At 43.5% G+C, this 24,541-nt stretch carries 18 protein-coding genes and 1 pseudogene; 15 read left to right on the top strand and 4 right to left on the bottom strand.

Going from position 1 to position 24,541, the window contains the following annotated elements; genetic code table 11:
* Nucleotides 1–11: 11 nt before the first annotated feature.
* From MD535_RS07775 to MD535_RS07720, 12 genes and pseudogenes are all read left to right on the top strand, one after another.
* The gene (locus MD535_RS07775) at nt 12–1,496 is read left to right on the top strand and encodes an aldehyde dehydrogenase (protein ID WP_265674307.1); all 1,485 of its coding nucleotides are present in this window, start codon (nt 12–14) and stop codon (nt 1,494–1,496) included.
* Between the two features lie 76 nt (nt 1,497–1,572).
* Nucleotides 1,573–2,850 (top strand): NAD(P)/FAD-dependent oxidoreductase, encoded by a 1,278-nt coding sequence (locus tag MD535_RS07770; protein ID WP_265674306.1) that lies wholly within the window; start codon nt 1,573–1,575, stop codon nt 2,848–2,850.
* A gap of 151 nt (nt 2,851–3,001) precedes the next feature.
* On the top strand, nt 3,002–3,868 hold the full coding sequence (gene aguB, locus MD535_RS07765; RefSeq protein WP_265674305.1) for an N-carbamoylputrescine amidase: 867 nt from the start codon (nt 3,002–3,004) through the stop codon (nt 3,866–3,868).
* 10 nt (nt 3,869–3,878) lie between these two features.
* Nucleotides 3,879–4,961 carry an agmatine deiminase gene (aguA, locus tag MD535_RS07760; RefSeq protein ID WP_265674304.1) on the top strand — a complete coding sequence of 361 codons (1,083 nt, stop codon included), beginning with the start codon at nt 3,879–3,881 and terminating at the stop codon, nt 4,959–4,961.
* A gap of 63 nt (nt 4,962–5,024) precedes the next feature.
* Complete coding sequence (locus MD535_RS07755; RefSeq protein WP_265674303.1) at nt 5,025–6,452, top strand: NAD-dependent succinate-semialdehyde dehydrogenase; 1,428 nt, start codon at nt 5,025–5,027, stop codon at nt 6,450–6,452.
* Nucleotides 6,453–6,465: 13 nt separating this feature from the next.
* Nucleotides 6,466–7,740: a 4-aminobutyrate--2-oxoglutarate transaminase gene (gabT, locus tag MD535_RS07750; protein WP_265674302.1), complete on the top strand. Its 1,275-nt coding sequence runs from the start codon at nt 6,466–6,468 to the stop codon at nt 7,738–7,740.
* Nucleotides 7,741–8,406: 666 nt separating this feature from the next.
* Nucleotides 8,407–10,290, top strand: a complete 1,884-nt coding sequence (locus tag MD535_RS07745; protein WP_265674301.1) for a PTS mannitol transporter subunit IICBA — start codon at nt 8,407–8,409, stop codon at nt 10,288–10,290.
* Between the two features lie 102 nt (nt 10,291–10,392).
* Complete coding sequence (locus tag MD535_RS07740) at nt 10,393–11,541, top strand: mannitol-1-phosphate 5-dehydrogenase (RefSeq protein WP_265674300.1); 1,149 nt, start codon at nt 10,393–10,395, stop codon at nt 11,539–11,541.
* 50 nt (nt 11,542–11,591) lie between these two features.
* Nucleotides 11,592–12,125: an MltR family transcriptional regulator gene (locus tag MD535_RS07735; RefSeq protein WP_265674299.1), complete on the top strand. Its 534-nt coding sequence runs from the start codon at nt 11,592–11,594 to the stop codon at nt 12,123–12,125.
* Between the two features lie 438 nt (nt 12,126–12,563).
* Nucleotides 12,564–13,331: a DeoR/GlpR family DNA-binding transcription regulator gene (locus MD535_RS07730; protein ID WP_265674298.1), complete on the top strand. Its 768-nt coding sequence runs from the start codon at nt 12,564–12,566 to the stop codon at nt 13,329–13,331.
* A gap of 70 nt (nt 13,332–13,401) precedes the next feature.
* Nucleotides 13,402–15,234 carry a glutamine--fructose-6-phosphate transaminase (isomerizing) gene (glmS, locus tag MD535_RS07725; RefSeq protein WP_265674297.1) on the top strand — a complete coding sequence of 611 codons (1,833 nt, stop codon included), beginning with the start codon at nt 13,402–13,404 and terminating at the stop codon, nt 15,232–15,234.
* 328 nt (nt 15,235–15,562) lie between these two features.
* Nucleotides 15,563–16,647: pseudogene (locus MD535_RS07720) on the top strand (IS3 family transposase).
* A gap of 181 nt (nt 16,648–16,828) precedes the next feature.
* Here the strand turns inward: MD535_RS07720 and MD535_RS07715 are convergent.
* The 4 genes from MD535_RS07715 to MD535_RS07700 all read right to left on the bottom strand — a co-directional run bounded on the left by MD535_RS07715 (nt 16,829) and on the right by MD535_RS07700 (nt 21,327).
* A complete protein-coding gene (locus tag MD535_RS07715) occupies nt 16,829–17,605 on the bottom strand; it encodes a FadR/GntR family transcriptional regulator (RefSeq protein ID WP_265674296.1) in 777 nt (258 codons plus the stop codon).
* 228 nt (nt 17,606–17,833) lie between these two features.
* Nucleotides 17,834–18,835 carry an Ldh family oxidoreductase gene (locus MD535_RS07710; RefSeq protein WP_265674295.1) on the bottom strand — a complete coding sequence of 334 codons (1,002 nt, stop codon included), beginning with the start codon at nt 18,833–18,835 and terminating at the stop codon, nt 17,834–17,836.
* 11 nt (nt 18,836–18,846) lie between these two features.
* Nucleotides 18,847–19,860 carry a zinc-binding alcohol dehydrogenase family protein gene (locus tag MD535_RS07705; RefSeq protein WP_265674294.1) on the bottom strand — a complete coding sequence of 338 codons (1,014 nt, stop codon included), beginning with the start codon at nt 19,858–19,860 and terminating at the stop codon, nt 18,847–18,849.
* 12 nt (nt 19,861–19,872) lie between these two features.
* Complete coding sequence (locus tag MD535_RS07700) at nt 19,873–21,327, bottom strand: mannitol dehydrogenase family protein (RefSeq protein WP_265674293.1); 1,455 nt, start codon at nt 21,325–21,327, stop codon at nt 19,873–19,875.
* Nucleotides 21,328–22,112: 785 nt separating this feature from the next.
* On the opposite strand from MD535_RS07700, the gene MD535_RS07695 reads away from it, so the two are divergent.
* The 3 genes from MD535_RS07695 (at nt 22,113) to MD535_RS07685 (ending at nt 24,539) form a co-directional block, all read left to right on the top strand.
* Entirely contained in the window at nt 22,113–22,577 is a 465-nt protein-coding gene (locus MD535_RS07695; RefSeq protein ID WP_265674292.1) for a YhcH/YjgK/YiaL family protein, read from the top strand.
* 67 nt (nt 22,578–22,644) lie between these two features.
* Nucleotides 22,645–23,484 (top strand): 5-dehydro-4-deoxy-D-glucuronate isomerase, encoded by an 840-nt coding sequence (gene kduI / locus MD535_RS07690; protein WP_265674291.1) that lies wholly within the window; start codon nt 22,645–22,647, stop codon nt 23,482–23,484.
* 74 nt (nt 23,485–23,558) lie between these two features.
* Complete coding sequence (locus MD535_RS07685; RefSeq protein WP_265674290.1) at nt 23,559–24,539, top strand: TRAP transporter substrate-binding protein; 981 nt, start codon at nt 23,559–23,561, stop codon at nt 24,537–24,539.
* Nucleotides 24,540–24,541: the final 2 nt, after the last annotated feature.

The following is a 24,541-nucleotide window of genomic DNA, read 5'->3' as shown; positions in this document are numbered from 1 at the left end:
AAGGAGCGCGTATGAAAACGCAAGAGCAATGGATTGAATTTAAAGACGCATTAGCGATAGAGCAGCGAGCTTTCTTAAATGGAGAGTATCGTGATGCAATACAAGGTGAAACGCTAGAGGTCGTCAATCCAGCGACAGATGAAATTATAGCGACTATTCCTCGCTGTCAATCTGGCGATGTGGATCTTGCGGTTAAGTACGCGAGGCAAGCGTTTATCGAAGGTGAATGGAGCCAGAGTGCCCCTTCACATCGTAAAGCGGTACTAATGAGATTTGCCGCGCTCATTGATGCCAATACAGAAGAGTTAGCCATGTTAGAGACACTGGATACGGGTAAGCCGATATCACACAGTGTGTCGACGGACATTCCAGGCTCCGCCCAGTCCATTCGTTGGTACGCAGAAGCGATTGATAAAGTGTACGGTGAGGTCGCTCCAACTGAAAAAAATGTCCATGCGTTTGTTTCCCATCAAGCCATTGGTGTCGTGGCGGCGGTCGTGCCATGGAACTTCCCACTTTGGCTCGGAAGCTGGAAACTCGGTCCGGCGTTAGCAGCAGGCAACAGTGTCATTCTTAAGCCTTCCGAAAAGTCTTCGCTGAGTGCAATTTTCCTTGGGAAATTGGCCAACGAAGCAGGGATCCCAAGTGGCGTATTCCAAGTGGTCACCGGGTTTGGTCATGAAGCCGGTGAAGCACTAGCAAGACATGATGATGTTGATTGTATTGCCTTTACAGGCTCGACTCGTGTTGCTGGGCATTTGATGATCAGCTCTGGTGAAACCAACCTCAAGCGAGTGTGGGCAGAAGCGGGCGGCAAAAACGCCAATATTGTATTTGAAGATTATCAAGACCTTGACAAAGCGGCGGCAGAAACGGCAGCGGGATGTTTCTATAACCAAGGTGAAGTGTGTGTTGCAGCCACTCGGTTGCTAGTCCATGAAAGCATTAAAGAGATATTTATTGATAAAGTGATGTCGGCAGCGCAACGCTTTATGCCAAAAGATCCCATGGATCCGTCTTCGTCTATGGGCGCGCTGATCGATCGTGAGCACAAAGAAAAGGTGTTAGGTTACGTAACACTGGCTCAAGACGAAGGGGCTGTTGTGCGTTGCGGTGGTGATGTAGAAGGTGTTGGTGCTTTTGTGGAGCCAATCATTATCGACCAAGTTGATAACAAAATGCGCGTGGCACAGGAAGAGATATTTGGTCCAGTACTGTGTGTGATTTCATTCAAAACTGAGCAAGAAGCCATTCAAATTGCCAATGACTCTAAATACGGACTGGGTGCCGCACTTTGGAGTGATAACCTAAATCGAGTTCACCGTGTTGCTAAGCAGCTAGAAGCAGGCTCTGTATGGGTGAACAACTACAACGAGGGCGATATGACCGTCCCATTCGGTGGATTTAAAATGAGCGGAAACGGACGAGATAAATCGATCCACGCCATTGAGAAGTTTACTGAAACCAAAACGACGTGGATACGTCTCCAACCTTAGGCCAGTAGCGCTTAGTACCGTCATGCTTAGCCCTATCGGGATAAAACAAGCCGTGGCAACAACAAGGAATTGAATAATGAATAAACATACAGATTCATACTACGCGGACTCAATCTTGAATGTAAGTGAGTACCCACAACTACGAGACAATATCGAGTGCGACGTGTGTGTCGTTGGGGCTGGATTTTCAGGTTTGTCGTCGGCGCTACATTTAGCAGAGAAAGGCTTTAAGGTTGTTATTTTAGAAAACGCAAAAGTGGGTTTTGGCGCATCGGGTCGTAACGGTGGACAAATTGTGAATAGCTACAGCCGTGACGTTGACGTAATTGAAAGTCGCTACGGTGAAAAACAAGCAAAAGCACTCTGCGATATGATTTTTGAAGGCGGCAGTATTATTCGCGGCTTAATTGATAAGCACAATATTGATTGCGACTTCAAGCAAGGCGGCATGTTTACCGCTCTAAACGCTAAACAAATGAAAGGTTTAGAAGAACATAAAAAGCACTGGGAACGCTATGGCAACGACCAACTCAGTTTGTTAGATGCAGGTGAAGTAGAGACGGCGGTTGGCACAAAAGCCTATAAAGGTGCGCTACTTGATATGAGTGGTGGACATATCCACCCACTTAAACTTGCGTTAGGTGAAGCCGCGGCAGTGACGGCGCTAGGTGGTCGAATTTTCGAACAGTCAGGGGTAACACGAATAGAGAAAGGCGCTAACCCAGTTGCCCATACCGAGCACGGTAGCGTGAAAGCCAAGTACATGGTGTTAGCAGGCAATGCTTATTTAGGTGGCTTGGCACCAAACATCAGTAATAAAGCGATCCCTTGTGGTACGCAAGTAGTGGCAACCGAGCCATTAACTGACGCGCAATTGCAGCAAGTTCTACCGTCAGATTACTGCGTTGAAGATTGTAACTATCTATTGGATTACTTCCGATTGAGCGCGGATAAGCGTCTGCTGTTTGGTGGTGGTGTGGTATATGGCGCTCGCGACCCTGAAAATATTGAATCGTTATTGCGTCCGAAAATGGAGAAAATCTTCCCACAATTGAAAGGGATTGGTATTGACTATAAGTGGACGGGTAACTTCCTACTGACGTATTCGCGTATGCCTCAATTTGGTGCTTTCGCTGACAATATCTATTACCTACAAGGATACAGTGGTCACGGTGTTACGTGTACACACCTAGCGGGCAAGTTACTGGCTGAAGCCTTAGCTGGCCATGCAGAGCGTTTTGATGCGTTTGCACAACTGACTCATATCGCCTTTCCTGGTGGACGTCATTTTGCCATTCCAATGACGGCGATGGGCGCAGCGTACTACAACTTACGAGACAAATTAGCCATTTAATTACGCAATAACGAAATTAGTTCAACACTATGAACGACGAATGATGGCAAAACCATAGTCACCGTTCAATAACGTGAAACAAGAAAAAAGAAGCGCCTGCAATGACGGGCGCTCATCAGCCAAAATCAACGATAAGATAAAGGAAGATCTCATGAGTAGAGTAGTTAAATTCGCCGCGCTTCAATTGTCCAAAACGTGGGACCTTGATGCCAATATGACCAAAATCAAAGGCGCTATCCGTGAAGCGGCGGCAAACGGCGCGAATGTGGTTGTTCCCCAAGAGTTGTTCGCTGCCCCTTATTTTTGCAAGAAGCAAGAATCGAAATATTTTGAACTGGCGGAAGAGTTTGATACCAGCCCTTTGATTCATACCATGAGTGAACTGGCAAAAGAGCTAAACGTTGTGATTCCGGTGAGCTATTTTGAGAAGGCAGGTAATACGTTTTTTAACTCACTTGTCATGATTGACGCTGATGGCACGATTTTGGAAAACTATCGCAAATCACACATCCCAGATGGTCCTGGTTATAGCGAAAAATACTACTTCAGCCCGGGTGATACTGGCTTTAAGGTTTGGAAAACCAAATTTGGTACATTTGGTGCGGGTATTTGTTGGGATCAATGGTTTCCTGAATTGGCACGTAGTCTTGCGTTAAATGGGGCAGAAGCGATTTTCTACCCAACGGCGATTGGCTCTGAACCACAAGATTTGACGCTTGACTCTCGCGATCACTGGCAGCGGACGATGCAAGGTCACTCTGCTGCGAACTTGGTGCCTGTTGTTGCGGCCAACCGTGTGGGTGTGGAAGTGGATGACGGCATTGAAACGACGTTTTATGGGTCATCGTTTATTACCGACCACACGGGTGGAAAACTGGCCGAAGCGCCACGAGAAGGCGAGACCATTGTTTATGCGGAAATCGATCTTCAGGCGACCACAAAAGCTCGTCATGCATGGGGCTTGTTCCGCGATCGTCGTCCTGATTTATATCAAGACGTAATGAGCATGGCGATATAGCGAGGTCACAATGAGACTCACAACAACACCTAAACAAGACGGGTTTTCTTTTCCAGCAGAGTTTGAGCCAGTGAGAGAAGTGTGGCTAGCGTGGCCCGAGCGAAAAGATAATTGGCGCAATGATGCCATTCCTGCTCAACAGACATTTGCTAATGTCGCGAACGCCATTGCTGATGTAGTACAGGTGACAGTAGCCGTGGCATCTGGGCATTATGAACGCGCTCGCACTTTACTGCATAGCTCAATTAAGCTGGTGGAAATGGATTATAACGACTCTTGGATGCGTGATATTGGACCAACGGTTGTTGTGAATGCATTAGGTGAGCGCCGCGGCGTGAGTTGGAAGTTCAACGCGTGGGGTGGTGAGTTTAACGGCCTTTATGACGATTGGCGTGCAGATGATCAAGTGGCAGAGTCGGTGTGTGACGTTGCGGGTATGGATCATTATCGAGCGCCGATCGTGTTAGAGGGGGGCTCCATTCATACTGATGGAGAAGGCACACTCTATACCACGGAAGAGTGCTTGCTTAGCCCAGGTCGTAATCCACAGCTAGAGCGTGCGGAAATCGAGCACAACTTGTGTGAGTATTTGGGTGCTGAGAAAATTGTTTGGTTACCGAAAGGGCTTTATAACGATGAAACCGACGGTCATGTTGATAACCTGATTCATGTTATTGGACCAGCTAAGGTGGTACTGAGTTGGACAGATGACCCCTTTGATCCACAATTTAAACTCTCTCGTGAAGCTTATGCTGCACTAGCCAGCCAAAGAGATGCGAAAGGCAGAACGATTGAGGTCATTAAGATCCCTGTTCCAGGTCCCTTGTACTACACACAAGAAGAAGCGGAAGGGATCGAATCAAGTGACGGTATGGTGCGTCAAGAAGGCGAACGCTTAAGTGCCTCGTACGCGAACTTTCTCATGGTCAATGACCACGTATTTCTTCCATTGCTTGATGAACAATTTGATCGCGTGGCAATCGAAATATTAGAACAAGCACTACCCGGTTTTGACATCGTGGGTATCCCAACCAGAGAAGTATTACTGGGTGGTGGCAATATCCACTGTATAACACAGCAGATCCCTGCTTAATAATTTAGGTGTTTTCCGAACAAAGCGTATGGCCTAAGGAAGACAAAAAGAAGGTAAATCACCATGCAGCAAATACAGAATAAAAGCTTACTCTCTTTTATGACTTCTGCGGCTGAGCAGACGGTCACCGTGACAAATCCGGCAACAGGTGAGCAGGTAGGTCAAGCACCCGTGTCGAATGAAGCGGCATTAATGGACAGCATTGAACGCGCCCATGTGGCGCAAAAAGAGTGGGCGAAATTGCCAGCCAAAACTCGTGCTGGCATGCTTAATCGTTGGTATCAATTGCTTCTTGAGAACAAAGATGATCTAGCGCGTATTATGACGCTAGAACAAGGTAAGCCATTAGCGGAAGCGGCGGGTGAAGTGCTTTATGGTGCCAGTTTTATTGAATGGTTTGCTGAGGAAGCGAAACGCACGTACGGTGAATCCATTCCAGGCCCAACGTCGGATAAGCGTTTGGTGACCATCAAGCAGCCTATTGGCGTAGCATGTGCGATTACCCCTTGGAATTTTCCTATTGCCATGATTACCCGAAAAGCTGGCCCAGCACTTGCGGCAGGCTGTAGTTTTATTGTTAAGCCGTCAGACTCGACGCCGTTGTCGGCATTTGCCGTTGTTGAACTGGCTTATCAAGCGGGCATCCCTCGTGATGCATTGCAGGTCGTTCTAGGTGAAAGTTCTCGTAAGATAGGTGCAATCTTCACATCCCATCCTCTTATTAGGAAATTGTCTTTCACTGGCTCGACTCAAGTGGGTAGCGTATTGATGGCGCAAAGCGCCAAAGACATTAAACGCACCTCAATGGAGCTGGGTGGTAATGCACCCTTTATCGTGTTCGAGGATGCGGACATCGACGCTGCGGTTCAAGGCGCAATGGCATCAAAATTTAGAAACGCAGGACAGACGTGTGTTTGTGCTAACCGTTTTTACGTACACGACGCCGTATACGATGAGTTTGTGACTAAATTTGATGCCGCCGTTCAACAGCTTAAAATCGGCAATGGTTTGGATGAAGGGGTCAATATCGGTCCCGTCATTAACGAGTCAGCAAAGAAAGGTATTCAAGCGCTAATTGATCGCGCAATTGAGCAAGGCGCAACACCGACAACAGAAATTAAGACGTTGGATGGGCTCTTTATGCAGCCCGTTATTTTGAAAGATGTGACGCACAATATGGACATCATTCAAGAAGAAATTTTCGGCCCTGTCGCGCCGGTGGTGCGTTTTGAAACTGACGAAGAGCTGATTGAAATGGCTAACGATACGATTTACGGCTTGGCGTCGTATTTCTATAGCCAAAATATCCACCGTGTATGGAAGGTAGCAGAAGCACTAGAGTACGGCATGGTAGGCATTAATGAAGGCATTATATCAACAGAAGTCGCGCCGTTTGGTGGCGTGAAACAATCGGGTATCGGACGTGAAGGCGCAAGACAAGGGATAGACGAATATATGGACGTCAAATACCTATGTTTTGGTGGCAACTAAGAAGGAATGAACAATGAAAAATCAACAACTACACCAAAGAAGAAGCCAAGTGATTGCTCAGGGTATGGGCGCCCTCTATCCCCTTTACGTTGAGAAAGCAGACAATGCCTTTGTTTGGGATGTTGATGGCAACAAATACATCGACTTTGCGGCAGGCATTGCCGTGACGAATACAGGTCATTCTAATAAACGTATTTCAGAAGCCGTGAAAGCGCAGATCGATAATTTCTCGCATACTTGTGCCATGGTTACGCCTTACGAATCGTTTGTAGAGCTTGCAGAAAAGCTGACCGACATCGCCCCTGGCGATACACCGAAGAAAGCGATATTCCTAACAACCGGTGCTGAAGCGGTAGAAAACGCCGTCAAAGTGGCTCGCGCACATACGGGTCGTAGTGGTGTTATTGCCTTTAAAGGCGGATTCCACGGTCGTACCAATATGACGATGGGATTAACGGGTAAAGTTGCGCCTTACAAAGCAGGCTTTGGACCGTTTCCTAACGAAATTTTCCACGCACCTTACCCAAATGCCTATCACGGCATATCAACGGAGCAAAGTCTGCAGGCAATCCACGATCTCTTTGCTTGCGATATTGAACCAAGCCGAGTCGCGGCCATCATTTTTGAGCCAGTACAGGGCGAAGGTGGGTTTTATCAAGCACCGCCAGAGTTTGCTCAGGCATTACGTCAATTGTGTGATGACCACGGTATCATGCTCATTGCCGATGAAATTCAAACCGGTTTTGCGCGTACTGGTAAAATGTTCGCAACAGAATACCTAGGTATTGAACCTGACATGATGACAATGGCGAAAGGCATTGCGGGTGGTTTCCCAATTTCTGCCGTAGTGGGTAAAGCGCATGTCATGGACTCGGCATTACCGGGCGGTCTGGGTGGTACTTACGCCGGTTCCCCGCTTGGCTGTGTTGCTGGGTTAGAAGTGCTTAAAATTGTTGAAGAAGAGCAGCTTTGTGCGAAAGCGCAGGGCATTGGTGAGGTAGTGAATGCGCGCATTAATAAGCTGAAAGAAACCGTGCCAGCAATTGGTGAGGTTCGCACTATCGGCGCGATGATGGCGATTGAGTTTACCGACCCCTCGACTGGGCTACCAGGTCAAGATATTACGAAAGCTGTAATCAGTAAGGCGCAAGAAAATGGATTGATCTTGTTGTCTTGTGGCGTAAAAGCGAATGTGATTCGTTTGTTGCCACCATTGACGATTGAATCTGAGGTATTAGCGGAGGGTCTTGATAGGCTTGAAGCGATCATTCAAGAAGTGACAAAGTAGCTTTCCTTACACCCTGAGTTCCAATAAGCGGTATGCTATTTTAACTCAATGAGCATACCGCGATAAAGCCAGCCCCCTCGATTCGAGCCCGAGGGGGCTTTTTACGCTTTGGGCATTTCTAGTCTCAAATCCGACCAATTATTACCCTGATACCCTCCCTATATCTCTTTGGTCATGCTTTCTAAGCTCTCGTTTCATTCATCACGATCGCCAATATCAGGACATGATAAACATCAGTGAAATCATGTGAGATTTAATTTCATTTTGGTAATTAAATTTCATTAATGGCGTAAATAGGCTGATTATTACTCACTTCTGTCGCCATTGGTGTGCCGTTATTACGCTTGATGAGTCGTAACTTTCCTCAAGTGTGATCTCTATCACTAATTATTTTATAGTGGTACGTATGGGTAGTGTGATCAATATCACTTGTTATTGATAGTTATTATCACTTGGTATGGCTTGTAATTTATGGACAGGTAAAAGATGTGATATTAATCACCATAAGTCATTTCTTGTGAGCTAATCTTATTGAGCTGCGTCACAAAATGTCGGGTGGTGGTCATTTTTTGAAATCTTGTGTTACTTTTATATGGACTTTTGCAAGACACATTTTTGTCAATAACGACATTGTTCAACGAATAATACAATAACGAGGACACCCTTATGTTATCTCCTGAAGCGAAAATCAAAGTGCAAAACTTTGGTCGTTTCCTATCCAATATGGTGATGCCAAACATTGGCGCATTCATCGCTTGGGGTTTGATTACGGCTCTATTTATTCCTACTGGTTGGATTCCAAACGAGACGTTGAGCTCAATGGTGGGTCCGATGATTACTTACATGCTGCCGCTACTGATCGGTTATACCGGTGGTAAAATGGTAGCGGGCGACCGTGGTGCTGTTGTGGGTGCAATTACCACGATGGGTGTTATCGTTGGTACTGACATACCGATGTTTATGGGAGCGATGATTGTTGGTCCTTTAGGCGGCGTTGCAATCAAGAAATTTGATGAAGCAGTAGACGGTAAAGTTAAGAGCGGTTTTGAGATGTTGGTGAACAACTTCTCGGCAGGTATCATTGGTATGATCTGCGCTATTCTTGCCTTTATCGTTATTGGTCCAGCAGTAAAAATGCTGTCAACGGGTCTAGCTGGCGGCGTAAACTTCCTCGTTAACGCAGGTTTGTTGCCACTGACGTCAATTTTTGTAGAACCTGCGAAAATCCTGTTCCTAAATAACGCGATTAACCATGGCATATTCTCTCCACTGGGCATTCAGCAAGCAGAAGAAACGGGGCAATCCATCTTCTTCCTTATTGAAGCAAACCCAGGTCCAGGTCTTGGTCTTCTACTTGCTTATATGTTCTTTGGTAAAGGCAATGCAAAAGAATCGGCACCGGGCGCCGCTATTATCCACTTTTTTGGTGGTATCCATGAGATTTACTTCCCGTACGTATTGATGAATCCACGTCTTATTCTTGCGGTGATCGCAGGGGGTATGACGGGTGTATTTACACTGACAATGTTTAATGCAGGTTTAGTTTCTCCTGCGTCTCCAGGTTCAATTTTTGCGATTCTACTGATGACACCAAAAGCGTCGTTCATTGGTGTAATTCTATCGGTTATTGCTTCAACGGTGGTGTCATTCTTAGTTGCTGCGCTTCTGATGAAGACACAAGCTAAAAATGAAAATGAAGAAGATTCTTTAGAGAAAGCAGCAAGCCAAATGCAAGGCATGAAGGCTGCATCAAAAGGTCAAGCAAGTGCAGAACTGAATCTAGCAGAAGTACGAAAAATTATCGTCGCGTGTGATGCAGGTATGGGTTCAAGTGCTATGGGTGCAAGTTTGCTACGTAAGAAAGTTGATGCGGCGAACCTTGATATCTCAGTGACAAATCTAGCAATCAATAACTTGCCTCAAGACGCAGACATTGTCATTACACACAAAGACTTAACAGACCGTGCCCGCACTCATGCAGACACCGCGCATCATATTTCTCTGAATAACTTCTTAGATAGTGCTTTGTACGATGGTCTAGTGAGTGACCTTAGTGCGGCGCAACAAGCAAAAAAGTCTGAAGCGCCAGTAAACACAAGCTCTAGCAATAATGGAACGCTAAAGCTTTCAAATGAAAATATCTTCTTAGGCATGGAACTTAAGTCCAAAGAAGAGGTTATCAAGTTTGCTGGTGAGCAACTCGTGAAGCTTGGTTATGTTGAACCACAATACGTTGCTGGAATGCTAGCTCGTGAAGAATTGGTGTCAACTTACTTAGGCGAGTCTATTGCTGTCCCTCATGGCACGATTGAAGCAAAACAGTTTGTGAAGCAAACGGGCATCGTATTTTGCCAATTCCCTAAAGGTGTTCAATGGGGTGAAGATGAAGATGACGTCGCTAAGATGGTTATAGGTATTGCTGCTCAGGGGGACGAACACATCCAAGTCATTACCGCTATCACTAACTCTTTGGATGATGAAGAAGCTGTAGAGTTGTTGAAGTCAACGACTGACGTCTCTGATGTACTTCGTATTTTGAACGGTAAATAGGGCTATGTATCGCTCCTAAGTGAAAGAGACCAACACCCCCGTGTTGGTCTCATTTTGATTTTTTCTTTTTCTTTTTATTCGTATTTATTTAGGAAATATCTTATGAAAGCTCTCCATTTTGGCGCAGGTAATATCGGTCGTGGTTTCATTGGCAAACTTCTTGCTGACGCAGGTATCCACGTCACGTTTGCAGATGTAAATGAAACAGTGGTGAATGCCCTGATAGAGCGTCAATCTTTTCCTGTGAAAATTGTTGGTGAAGACTGCGTCGTTGAGACAGTAACCAACGTCACGGCGATTAATTCAACCAGCAGTGATGTGATTGATCTGATTGCTGACGTTGATATGGTTACCACCGCTGTCGGCCCGACGGTACTGAAGATCATCTCCAAGTCTCTGGCACACGGTATTGAAAAGCGACTTGCTGTGGGAAATACTTCGCCGCTTAATATCATCGCGTGTGAAAATATGGTGCGTGGTACGAGCCAGCTGAAAGACATGGTATTTGAACATCTTTCGACGCAGGCGCAGCAATTTGCTTCTCAGCATATTGGTTTTGTAGATTCTGCCGTTGATCGTATTGTCCCACCGGCGGAAGCGGGTGAAACAGATCCACTCGCTGTAACTGTGGAAACGTTTAGTGAATGGATTGTCGATCAAACTCAGTTTGTTGGTGAAATTCCATCGATAAAGGGAATGGAGTGTACTGATAATTTAATGGCATTTGTTGAGCGTAAATTGTTTACCCTCAATACCGGGCATCTAATTACCGCGTATCTTGGTGTACTTGCGGGGCATGAAACGATTAAAGAATCGATTGAAGATGCTGCTATTCTCGCTGATGTAACCGCGGCAATGCAAGAGAGTGGTGAAGTTCTGATTCGTCGATATGGATTTGATAAAGAAGCGCATGCCGCGTACATCCAAAAAATCCTTGGCCGTTTCGCTAATCCATATTTACGTGATGAAGTTGACCGTGTAGGGCGTCAGCCTATTCGTAAACTGAGCCCACAAGATCGTTTAATTAAACCGTTGAACGGAACATTAGAATACAATTTGCCGAATAGTCACTTGCTAAAAGGTATCGCCGCTGCGTTTCTTTATCACAACGACGACGATCCTCAGGCGGTAGAATTACAAGCAATGTTCGCCGAACAGGGGTTTGATAAGACATTATCCCATTATTCAGAGCTGAATGTTGACGCAGAAGTTGTTACACTTGCTCACCAAGCGTATCTCGCGCTTAAATGATGCAAGTAACGAGTGCCACTTCTGTGGCACCGTTCGTTTTAAGAGAACTTATGCCGTTACATCCACCTAACGAAACTGAACTATTAGAAGCGTTGTCTGAAGCGAAAGATGCGAGTGAGTGTCTAATGGCGGCTTACGATGCAATAGATGACACCCTTGATGCGCTAATCAATACTATTTTTCATAAAGATGACTACGCTGTGAAGTATGTGGTAGATCCACTATTGAGCGGAGATGGGCCATTAGGTGATATTTTAGTTCGAGCTAAATTGTTGCTAGGGTTGGGCGTTATTTCAAAAGAAGTCTACGATGACATTGATATCTTTGTGACTCTTCGAGAGTGGACTAAGCTTCAGGAAAATAACGTCAACTTCACTGAAGTTGACGTTATTTTTGAACTAAATAAAGTCACTGCAATTCAGAAAATGATGCCGATTGAATACGACGCCAGCATGGCGGAAGGATTAGATCCTGTTATGTTGAAAATGTATCTAGAACGCCATTATCAACGAGTCAAGTCAACGCTAATCCTCGCCATTACTGAGTTGGTGAGCACACTGTGTCGGGATAACCCTCTATTATAGTCACGGCTCTTTAAACAACGCTTTTACCCATATCTAATTGTTAACACTCAATGGCGGTTTATCTTAACCGCCATTATTTTGCCAATAATTCGAGCATTTTACCGCGTACTGGCGTCCTTCTTTTTTGCTCTTGTTGCTTCCTTACTGTGATTAGAAACCCCTCTAACTCCACCCATTCCTTCATGCCCCGTTGGCTTCATTAAGCATTAGGTGCTTGCTTCTTAATCTTATTCCCTTAGTACGACTCACTCTTTTGCACCCGGCTCATTGACAGTGAATAGGCTTGCTATGTTTCGTTTCGTAACTGAGGCATAATCGGTAATCTGTAATAAAAATGAGACTTTGAAGGATGGTCAGCGGTTTGCTGCTATCTTGGTTTGCCAATTATCTTCCGTTGTGAAATAATTAATGCAGTTAATAAGTTTTGAAGTGAAACTAATGCGAAAGCGAAATACTCAAGTAAGGCGTCATTCAATTGCCCAGCTGGTGAAAGAGAAAGGACAAGTCAGTGTGGAAGAACTGTCTGCGCTGTTTGATACTTCAGAAGTTACGATTCGAAAGGACCTGACTTCTTTAGAGAATAATGGTCAGCTCTTAAGGCGATATGGCGGTGCAGTGGCGTTGCCACAAGAAGCGGTTGATGAAGTTTTGAACCATTCTATTGAAGATATCGCGGATAAAGAAGGCATTGCCAAAGCTGCCGTTGACTTAATTAGAGATCACAACCGAATCGTGATTGATTGCGGCAGTACGACAGGTGCATTGGTGTCGTGTTTAGGGAGTAAAAAGGGGCTCGTTATTATGACGAACTCGCTGGCGTTAGCCAATGCCGTCAATGAATTAGAAAATGAATCGACACTACTGATGACCGGGGGAACATGGGACAGTCATTCTGATTCATTTCAAGGCAAAGTGGCCGAGTCGGTACTACGATCGTATGACTTTGATCAATTGTTTATCGGTGCTGATGGCGTAGACCTGACTCGTGGAACCACGACGTTTAATGAATTGACCGGGCTAAGTAATGTTATGGCGGAAGTCGCGCGTGAAGTCATAGTCATGATTGAGTCTGAAAAAATTGGTCGAAAGATACCTAATTTAGAGCTTGCGTGGGATGCCATTGATGTCTTAGTGACGGATAGCGGCTTATCACTTCAACAAAAACAACAAATAGAATCAAACGGTGTAAAGGTAATCTGCGCCTAAATCAAATTTACCCTCCTAAATAATGACTGGCTTGCGTTCATAGGAGGAAAAAAATAAATGGAGAAATGCTATGTGTGGAATCGTAGGTGCGGTAGCGCAACGTGATGTCGCTGAAATTTTGGTTGAAGGGCTTCGTCGCCTCGAGTATCGCGGCTATGACTCAGCGGGTGTGGCTGTGGTCAATGAAAGCGCAGAACTGACACGTGTTCGTCGTTTAGGTAAAGTACAAGAGCTTGCTGATGCTGTGAATGCACAAGATGTGATTGGTGGGACAGGTATCGCTCATACCCGTTGGGCAACCCATGGTGAACCTTCAGAAGCGAATGCGCATCCACACGTCTCTGGTGATATTGCCGTTGTGCATAATGGGATTATTGAAAACCATGAAGAACTGCGTAGCCTGCTGCAAGAGCGTGGCTATGTGTTCCACTCTCAAACCGATACAGAGGTTATTGCTCATCTTGTTGAGTGGGAGCGCCGCACGTCTGATACCTTAGTTGAAGCGTTGCAAAAAACCGCCGCTCAGCTGGATGGTGCATACGGCACGGTAGTCGTCGATCGTAAAGACCCAAGCCGCATTGTTGCTGCGCGTTCAGGTAGCCCAATTGTTATTGGCTTTGGGGTTGGTGAAAACTTCTTGGCTTCTGATCAACTGGCGTTACTGAGTGTGACTCGTCGTTTCATGTATCTTGAAGAAGGTGATGTGGCAGAGATTACTCGTCGTGAGGTAAAAGTACTGGATGTCGATGGACAACCGGTTGAGCGTGAAATTACGGAATCGAACGCTGAGCATGATGCGGGTGATAAAGGTCAATATCGTCACTTCATGCAAAAAGAAATCTACGAGCAACCGCGTGCGCTTATTAATACAATGGAAGGGCGTATTACCGATAAAGCGGTAGTTACGGAAAGCATTGGTGTCAACGCTGTTGAGATCCTTAATAAGGTCCAACACGTTCAAATTATTGCCTGCGGCACATCGTACAATTCAGGAATGGCAGCGCGCTATTGGTTTGAGTCTATCGCTGGTGTGAGTTGTGATGTCGAAATTGCTTCTGAGTTCCGTTATCGTGATTTTGTTGTACGTCCAAATAGCTTACTGGTAACGCTATCTCAATCTGGTGAAACGGCCGATACATTGGCGGCATTGCGTCTCGCAAAAGAGAAAGGTTACATGGCGGCGATGACAGTATGTAACGTGGCGGGTTCTTCACTGGTGCGCGAATCTGATTTTGCCTTTATGACTCGTGCGGGAACAGAAATCGGCGTAGCATCAACAAAAGCGTTCACCACACAGTTAGCCGCGATGCTAATGATGGTGGTGTCTATTGCTCGTCTCCAAGGCCGTATGACGGAAGAACGTGAAGCGGAAATTGTTAAATCACTGCACGAATTGCCCGCAAATATAGAGAAAGCATTAGCGTTTGATAAAGAAATTGAAGCACTCGCTACCGATTTTGCCGATAAACACCATACGCTATTCCTTGGTCGTGGTGAATACTACCCCATCGCCATGGAAGCGTCTCTGAAGCTAAAAGAGATCTCATACATTCACGCTGAGGCTTATGCGGCGGGTGAATTAAAACATGGTCCTTTAGCATTGATCGACGCGGATATGCCAGTGGTCGTGGTCGCGCCAACGAATGATTTGTTAGAGAAGCTAAAATCGAACATTGAAGAAGTGCGTGCTCGTGGTGGCTTGCTCTATGTCTTCGCCGATGAAAAAGCAGGCTTTGAAGGTGATGAAAATATGAAGATCATCCAGATGCCACACGTCGACGATATTATTGCACCAATCTATTATACGGTGCCGATGCAGCTGCTGTCTTACCATGTAGCCCTTATCAAAGGGACCGATGTAGACCAACCTCGTAACCTGGCGAAAGCGGTGACAGTTGAGTAAGTATCTTGCGTTTAGGTACGTGGTTGTCGGCAGACAATAAAGTTTGATCAGTTACAATAAAGTCTGATCATATACAATAAAGATTGATCGTTTTTTGACCTCCTGCTAAGTTTAGCTTAGTCGGAGGTTTTTTTATGTCAGATGCAGACAAGCCGCTCAAAAAGAAAGACCAGAAGCGTTTAGATGAAAACGAGGTGAAAGGAGGGAAAATATTACGTTCCTTTTAATAAAGTCGGAGAGTTCAGCAGTTCAGGTGAAAGCATTCGTGATCCGCACCAGAAGTTTTGGACACTGAGTTAAGTGAGTACAATCACTAACGAGGTGAACAATGACAACTAAGAAAACACGAATCAAACATGCTCCTGAATTTAAAGCCGAAGCACTTAAGCTAGCTGAGAAAGTCGGTGTCGCTGCTGCTGCACGACAGCTATCGTTATATGAATCTCAGATCTATGGATGGCGTAAAGCCGTCAAAAAAGACGCGAAAATCAGCGATAGAGAAAGAGAACTCGCCACTGAAAATGCCAAGCTCAAACGATTATTGGCAGAGCAAGCTGAAGAGCTAGATATCGTAAAAAAGGCCACCTACTTCGCGAAAAATCTAAAGTTGATTGCTATGAGTTTATGCTCGAACAGCTGATGCAATATAGGATTGTCCGTATGGCTAAGGTGTTGGGGGTTTCTCGAAGTGGGTTTTATTATTGGATTGATAATCGCCATAAAGCCACTCAACGCGACGGTGCAAGGCGTACTCAAAAAGAACTTGAGGCAAATGGTAATAAGCACGATGTAAAAACCATTGCCGCGAGCATGAAACGCCAGAGCTTAGTCGCGAAGGCCGCACACAAGTTCAAATGTACGACAGACAGTAAGCATAGGCTTCCTGTTGCCCCGCACTTACTTGAATAAGACTTTAATGCGTCAGCACCAAACCAAAAATGGACTGGAGATATCACCTATCTAGCAACAAGCGAAGGTTGGATTTATTTAGCCGTTATTATCGGCCTGTACTCACGGCAAGTCGTTGGATGGTCAATGAATACCAGAATGACCGCAACTCTGGTTTGTGATGCTCTATCAATGGCATTGTTCCGCAGAGGTATGCCAGAAGAGGTGATTATCCACAGTGATAGAGGTAACCAATATTGCTCAAAAGACTACCGAGACTTAATCGCAGCTCATAATCTAAAACAAAGTATGAGTAGGAAAAGAAACTGCTGGGATAACGCCTGTGTTGAAAGCTTTTTCCACTCAATGAAAGTAGAAGCCGTCCAATACGAGCCGATAATGACTCGAGAAGAGATGCGCCAAGCGCTTTTTGAATACACTGAAGTTGATTATAATCGAACAAGAAGGCACAGTGCTCTTGGGTATGTAAGCCCAGTTAACTTTGAAAAACAATATGTCGCTTAATGCGGTGTCCAGTCTGACTGGAGCAGAACAACATTTGACAATGAGCTACATTGAAGCTTTTGAAGCAGAATTAACTAATTTCATACAATAACTTACAAGGCTAATAATGATAGCTAGCTGCAGATTACTCAGTATCAGTTACAACCCCTGAATAATTCAAAGGTTGTATGCGCTATTTATACTACTCCGCTTCTACAAAAAACATATCATCGTCTTCAAGAAGCGATTCATCTTTTGTATCTACTAACTTTAGTAGCTCAGACTTACTATGTTTCAAATGAGCTAGCATTGTCTCCTTCGCGAGTTTTTCATCCCTCATTTGCAGAGCATAGAAGATTTTTTTGTGCTCATCTAACCAACTCCGCTTTAGCTCTTCATCATGTAAATACTTGATATTAAGCTTATTCCATAAAGGGCTATCTGTTCGCACTATATTCCATAAATTATAAGCCGTTGCGATTAGCATTCTATTTTGAGTAGACTCGGCTATTGCAAGGTGAAACTTACGGTCAAGCTCTTCAAACTTCACATTATCATTGATGAACTCTTCTTGTTGTTGGATTATTGTTCTCAACTCACGAAGTTCATTTAACTTAATGTTGCGGGCTGCAAACTCAATAATGCTAGTCTCAAGAACCATTCGAGACTGAAGCAGCTCAAAGACTCCAACATTCTGTGGATTCAATTCATTTGATACGCCATCAGAATTTTCATCATTATCTAAAGAAACTATATCTTTAAAGTATATGCCGGCACCCTGCCTCACATCCACTAGGTCTTTCAACTCAAGCATAATGATAGCTTCACGAATAGTCGCTCTACTGGTCTCAAATTGTTCACTCAAGTTCCGCTCAGAAGGTAACCTTTCTCCAGGTTTAAAAACGCCGGTTACTAGCAACTCCTCTATTTGTAACCCCACCTCATGATAGCGACGCTTTGAGTTCCTACTGCCCGTCATATCACCTCTTTAATAGGTTAACCAACTTCAATCTCGGTAAGATAGCATATCTGCACTTTTATTTTAATAAAAATCAATAAATCACTAACCACGGTAATGACTGTTATTTCATATAATTGCGTTGATAAGTGTATGTGATGACATCCCTGGTTTTATAAATGTCACTTAACAAAGAGCATGGTAGAGCCACAAATTCTATTTATATTGACTCACCATGCAACTTTAAGACTATTTAATCAAATATTCGTATACAGACTTAGCGATATTAATTCCCAACTTCTCGCTTTCTAGTTTGTAAGCATGCTGTGGGTCATTAGGTGCCATTACCTTTTCTTTTCCTGGCATAGGCTTAGTTGCTCTCAACTCGCTTACCAATTGCAGCATCATCGCACCAAATAGTGGATTACCGAGTTTTTCTGGATTAACAACAATCACTAAACTAGCCAGTTTTCGCATCTTGTCATAGTCATCATACATACGAACAACATGATTACTCATATGTGCCCCCATAAGACCACCCGTTAATGCATCAATAGCCAATGCAATCCCTGACCCTTTGTGACCACCAAAGGTTAGTAGGTTCTCAACCTTATTTGGATCTGTCGTCATATTCCCTTCGGCATCTAACGCTAGGTTCTCTCCAATTGGTTGTCCCGTTTCTTTTGCCACCAAAAGTTTACCAAAGGCTGTTGCGCTTGTAGCCATGTCTACAATCATCGGATGGGAATCTTTAACTGGAAATCCAAAGGCAATAGGGTTAGTTCCTAAAAAACGCTCTGCAGATCCATGAGGAGCAACACAAGTATCTGTTTGGGTCATTGAAATACCAATCATACCTTCATTGGTAACTTGTTCCATAAAGTACGATAGTGCACCACAATGTGAACCATTTTTAACAGAGACAAAACCAAGCCCGGTTTCATTAGCCAGTTTCATTGCATGCTTGGTCGCCGCAACCATCGCTGAATGTCCCATTCCGTCATCAGCATCGAAAATGGCAAGGGATGGTGATACTTGCTCTACATTGTATTGAGCATTTTTATTAATCCCACCCATCGCAAGTCGATGACAGTAATGCTCGACTCTAAGCAACCCATGAGAGTGTACGCCTGTTCTTTCTGCATGTAGAAGTACATCGACGACTTCATCACAAACACTTGGTTCAAGGCCAGCTTCCAGAAGTTTTGCTGTTGCATGATCTTTTAGTTCTGCTTCATTTACTCTAATCATAACCTTTATCCTTAAAACGTAATCACGCCTTTGACTAAATCTCTGTTTTGACATACATCTTCGCCATAGGTAAGACCAAACGAATGGAAGTCATATTCTTTATTCTTCATAATATTTTCTGAAATTGCGCCAGACGCCATCAACTCAATCACATGCTCAAAGTCTTCTCTCATTGCATTGCGAGAACTCATTAATGTGGTTTCTTTCATATGGAATGTAGTGTTATGAAACGACAGTTCACCTTTGGTGAAGCCTATAAATACCAATTTCCCACCATTGCGAATGAGGTTTACGGCGTTTGACATCGATTTATCAAAGCCAGTCGCGTCGAAGACAATATCAGCACCTTGGCCGAAAGCTTCATGTACATCTTGTTGATATCTATCTGAAGATGCATTAAGTGTTTTTACCCCAACTTTATCTGTAGCCCAATCCAAGCGCTCCTTTGCAATATCAGCAACTATGACATTTGCTCCAGCAGCTTTAGCTATCGCCGCAGTACCTAAGCCTATAGGGCCTGCGCCAACAACCAATACACAATCATTTGGCTTAACCTCTGACCGACGAACCGCGTGAGCGCTAATAGCAAAGCATTCAATAAGCGCACCTTGAGTATTTGATACCGCATCTGGGAGTTCAATGAGGTTAGTATCGCGAACGGCTAGGTATTCACAAAAGCCACCATCCTGATGGACACCATACAAAGAAATACTGTCACAACAATTCGGCTTTCTGTCTTTACAAGCAGGGCAAACACCGCAAGAAATCGCTGGGATAACCGCGTAACGCTTACCAGGCTCAATCGTCGCTACTTCGCTCCCCATTTCTTGAGCTGTACCACTGATTTCATGACCTAGTACTCTCGGGTAACTAAAGAACGCTTGTTTACCAGCAAATGCATGTATGTCTGTACCACATATACCGACAGCGTTAATCTTTAAAAGAACTTCATTTGACTCAATTTTTGGTACTGCTCTTTCAACATATTCCATTTTGTTTGGTTCTTGGCAAATTAGGGTTTTCATTCTTTCGTCCTTTTAAGCTAAGCTTTCGATTGTTTTTTTAATGCCTAAATCGTTGATCTTGTTAAAGGCGTTCAATACTTCATCAATCAATTGCGTATTCATTTTCCCGTGGCTACCAAATACACTTTCAATATCGAGGAAACGGTTTGCAATATTCGATTTGTCGTTTATTAACGTCATAATATCTTTGAATGTTGGCGCGAGCGGATCGTGAATCTCTCTCATTGATTCATCTGAATTCAGTAGATAGTGCATCCATCCTGCGATAATCAATGGTTGAATTTTAGGAACGACACCGCGCTCTTGAAGAGTTAAGAACGGATCCAATGCGCGTTGTGGTAACTTCTGCGAACCGTCCATCGCAATTTGATGTGTTTTATGTTTTATATTTGGATTACTAAAGCGCTCAAGTAACAGTTGCGCATACTCTTCTAAGTCGATTTCGAGTGCTGGGTTTAACGAGCGACCTTGCTCCTCAACCATTAATTTTTTAGTCACCGATTTGAATACGCCATCCTCCATGCACTGGTAAATATATTCATAACCTGCAAGGGAACCGTTATAGGCCAAGAAAGAATGAGAGCCATTGAGCATACGAAGTTTCATTTCTTCATAAGGAAGGACATCATTGACCAGCATTGCACCCGCTTTTTCCCATTCAGGGCGACCCGCTACAAAATTATCTTCGATTACCCACTGACGGAAGTCTTCACAGATAATACCGCATGGGTCTCTATAACCTGTATGGCGCTCAATGGTGTCAAATTCTTCTTCTGTCATTGCTGGAACAATACGGTCTACCATTGTGCTTGGGAATGTAACATTAGATTCAATCCATGCTCCTAGCTGATCATCTAATTGACGGGCAAACTCAACAATGACGCCTTTTGTTAATGCCCCATTCTCAGGGATGTTGTCACATGACATGATACTAAAAGGTTGTAACCCCTTATCTCTACGAATTCGTAATGCTTCGGTTATAAGTCCAATAGCAGATTGAGGTGACGTTGCATTTTCTAGGTCATGCTTAATAAGGTTATTTGTTAAATCAATGGTTCTAGACTGAGGATCTGCACAATATCCTTTCTCTGTGATAGTCATAGAAACGATAGCAACTTGCGGTTCTACTAATTTCTCGATTGCTTTATCAATACCAGTACTCGGCGTATGAATAGAGTCAACAATAGTCCGAACCAAGCGTGTATTGACCGCCGCCTTCGATGTTTCAACAACAGTGAATAAGTTATTTTGTTGCTGCAAACTAGTCATAAGGTCTGAGGCGCCAAACATGTTTATTTCACTAATCCCCCACTTCTCATCAGATAGCTGATTTGTGATGTCGTTGTAGACAGCTTGATGACCTCGATGAAATGCACCAAATCCAATATGTACAATCTTGCTATTTAGTTCAGCACGATCGTAAGTTGTGGCCTCATTAAAACTACCTTTAAGTATCTTTTCCAACATCTGCTTCTCCCCTTAGATTCGTTATTGACGCCCGACGAATTTGTACCTGAGGTGTACTGTTCCGTTATTAAGTCTGGAGTCAGTATAGGAACACCGCTAAAATACATCAACCAATTTGCATATCTGGTTTACAAAAATATGATAAAGATCTAGTTAAATCATTCAAAGAAACAAGAGGGGATTTCAAGTATTTGATTTGTAAGGATAAAAATAAGATAAATAAAGCTTTGTAATGATATGTTTAATAAGTTTCAAATATAATTTCAACTTGAAAGCACTAAAATAAATCATCAAAAAGTAAAAACTATCGCTTTACTTGTTGCTAAGAGCAACGCTCAGTGATTTCTGTAGTTAAAAGTAATGAAATCACCATGTAATCTAGCATGCTGAATCAACAAATATTATTAAAAATTAATGACTTAAGCACAGAAAACCAAACCAAAGTTTATGGTTGACCAATTTGTTAATACATACCTATTATAGGTTTATGTATATCTTAGATGTATACTGATAAAACCTAAACATCATTGCAATTAAACTGACAAAATCACCTTAACCCACCCAGGTATAAATTAAAAATTATTATTTTTCATGCATTTATATAGAAATTTATATCAATCACCTTCATACCTGTGATCACCTTAAAGAAAATAAAAAAATACAGCATACCAATTCAAAATCGGTCTATCGTTTGTGATTAAAGTCACTACATCCGTATAAAATATTGTGTATAAAAGTCCTTATTGGTTAATCAATTTGACTAGCAAAACTAAACGGAGTTCCCAATGCTATTTGGCAATGTAAACAAACTTGATTTAATTCCCTATGTTTCAAATAAGCTCCCATCATGGATAGCGCAAGCGATTGCGATTGCAAATAGCGATCAAATTCAACTAGGCCGCCATGAGATTGATGACGAAGTTTTTGTGATGCTTGCCGAAGCAACAACAGAACCAAAGGAAATCCGCAAGTCCGAAATACACAAAATGTATATCGACATTCAGATCATGATTGATGGCGAAGAAACCATTGGCTATTCAAACCACATAACTGATGAAGCAAAAGCAACAGACACATTAGAGAATGACGTTATGTTTTTTGCAGACGTAGTTGGTGAGCAGTATGTAACACTTAAGAAAGGTGATTTTGCTGTATTTTTCCCGAACCAAGCACATCGTCCTTTATGTGCAGTCAACAAGCCAATACCTGTTCGAAAAGCCATTGTGAAAATCCCAGTATCTTCACTTTAGCAATGTATTTCCCATTGGGATACCAAGGTTCACTAAATACTAAATGATAACAAACAAGAGAGCATTCATGAAAGTTAACTACAATAGCAATCCTAAGGACTCAAAATCCTACGACACTTCACGCTTGCGCGAAGAGTACCTAACTGACTCAATGTTCATTGAAGATGAAATCGTATCTGTATACAGCCACATAGACCGTATTGTAGTGCTTGGGGTTTCACCCACGACTTCTAGTCTTACCCTTGAAGATCATATTGATTCAGCTACATTTGGTGTGGATTATTTCCTGCAGCGCCGTGAATTTGGTGTGGTAAATGTTGGCGGTAGAGCGCAAGTTAAAACCGCTACTGGCACTTATACAATTAATCACTTAGATGGCCTGTACTTAGGCATGGGAACACAAGAGCTTGAGTTCAGTTCTTTAGATGCCGATTGTCCTGCTCTACTGTATTGCATCAGCGCTCCTGCGCATCACACTTACCCGTCACGTGTTGTAAAAAGAGAAGAAACAAATCTAATTCAACTTGGTGATTCTACCAATGCCAATGAACGTGTAATTCGTCAATATCTGCACCCAGATATTCTACCAACATGTCAACTTTCAATGGGCGTTACATCTTTGAGCGAAAGCAGTGTTTGGAACACCATGCCAGCACATACTCATGAGCGCCGAATGGAAGCTTATTTCTATTTTGATATAAAACCACAACAGGTTGTATTCCACTTTATGGGTGAACCAACTGAAACCCGCCATGTTGTGCTTAGAAATCATCAAATGATTTTGTCCCCAAGTTGGTCAATACACTCTGGTTGCGGAACACAAAATTACAGCTTCATCTGGGGGATGCTTGGAGAAAACCAAACCTTTGATGATATGGATTTTGTCGACATGGACGCTATTAAATAACTGCTGTTTTGAACAAATAGCAAATTACAAGCAACGAATAACAAACGTACCCTACACACTCAATGGAGTCGAAAATGAAGACATTTAAAATACTACCCCTTGCAGCCGCATTAATTGGAACAATGGGCTTGTCATCAATGGCAAATGCCGCAACAGAGATTAAAGCTGCATTTAACCAATCTGATCAGCACCCTCAATATCGTGCTTTGCATGATTTTGGTGAGAAATTGGAAGCTGCTACAGATGGTCGCTACACCCTTGAGATTTACCCAAACGAACTTTTAGGTGATCAACGAGCGTCACTAGAACTTGTTCAAAATGGTGCTATCCAAATGGCTGTGGTTGCGAACCCGCTAGTGGAAAACTACAACAGTAATTTCACTGTTATTGGCCTTCCTTATGTTTATAGCGGTTATGATCACCAGGAAGCAGTATTTGCCTCAGGAGCGCTTGATGACTTATTCAAAGAAACGTCTCGAATGGGCTTTGAAATTGTCGCGGCATATACCGGTGGTGCACGTTCTATCTATAGCAAAAAAGGCCCAGTCAACAATATTGCTGACATGAAAGGGATGAAAATCCGTGTGATGCAATCAGACACTATGATCAAAACACTAAATTGCATGGGTGGTCAAGGCGTACCAATGGGACAAGGAGAAGTTTATTCTGCAATACAACAAGGAGTGCTTGACGGGGCTGAGAATAGTGAAATTACCTATTACGACCTTAAACAATACGAAGTGGCAGGGTACTACTCCGCAACTCGACACCTTATGGTTCCAGACCTTGTTGTCGCAAGCAGTTACTTCTTAGATTCTATGTCTAAAGAAGATCGAGCTTCATTTGAAAGACTAGCCAAAGAAAGCACAGCTACTCAGTTCGAGCTTTGGAAAGATCAAGTTAGTATTTCTAAAAAAGCCGCTGAGGATATTGGCGCTAAGTTCAACGAAGTAGACATCGCTCCGTTTGTAGAAGCCTGCAAACCACTCCAAGAAGAGTTGCTTAAAACACCAGAACAGAAAGCAATCTACTCGCGCATTACAGCACTACTATAATC

The organism is Vibrio qingdaonensis, from assembly GCF_026191675.1.
Classification (GTDB): Bacteria; Pseudomonadota; Gammaproteobacteria; order Enterobacterales; family Vibrionaceae; genus Vibrio; species Vibrio qingdaonensis.
This window is presented reverse-complemented; position numbering and strand designations above follow the sequence as displayed.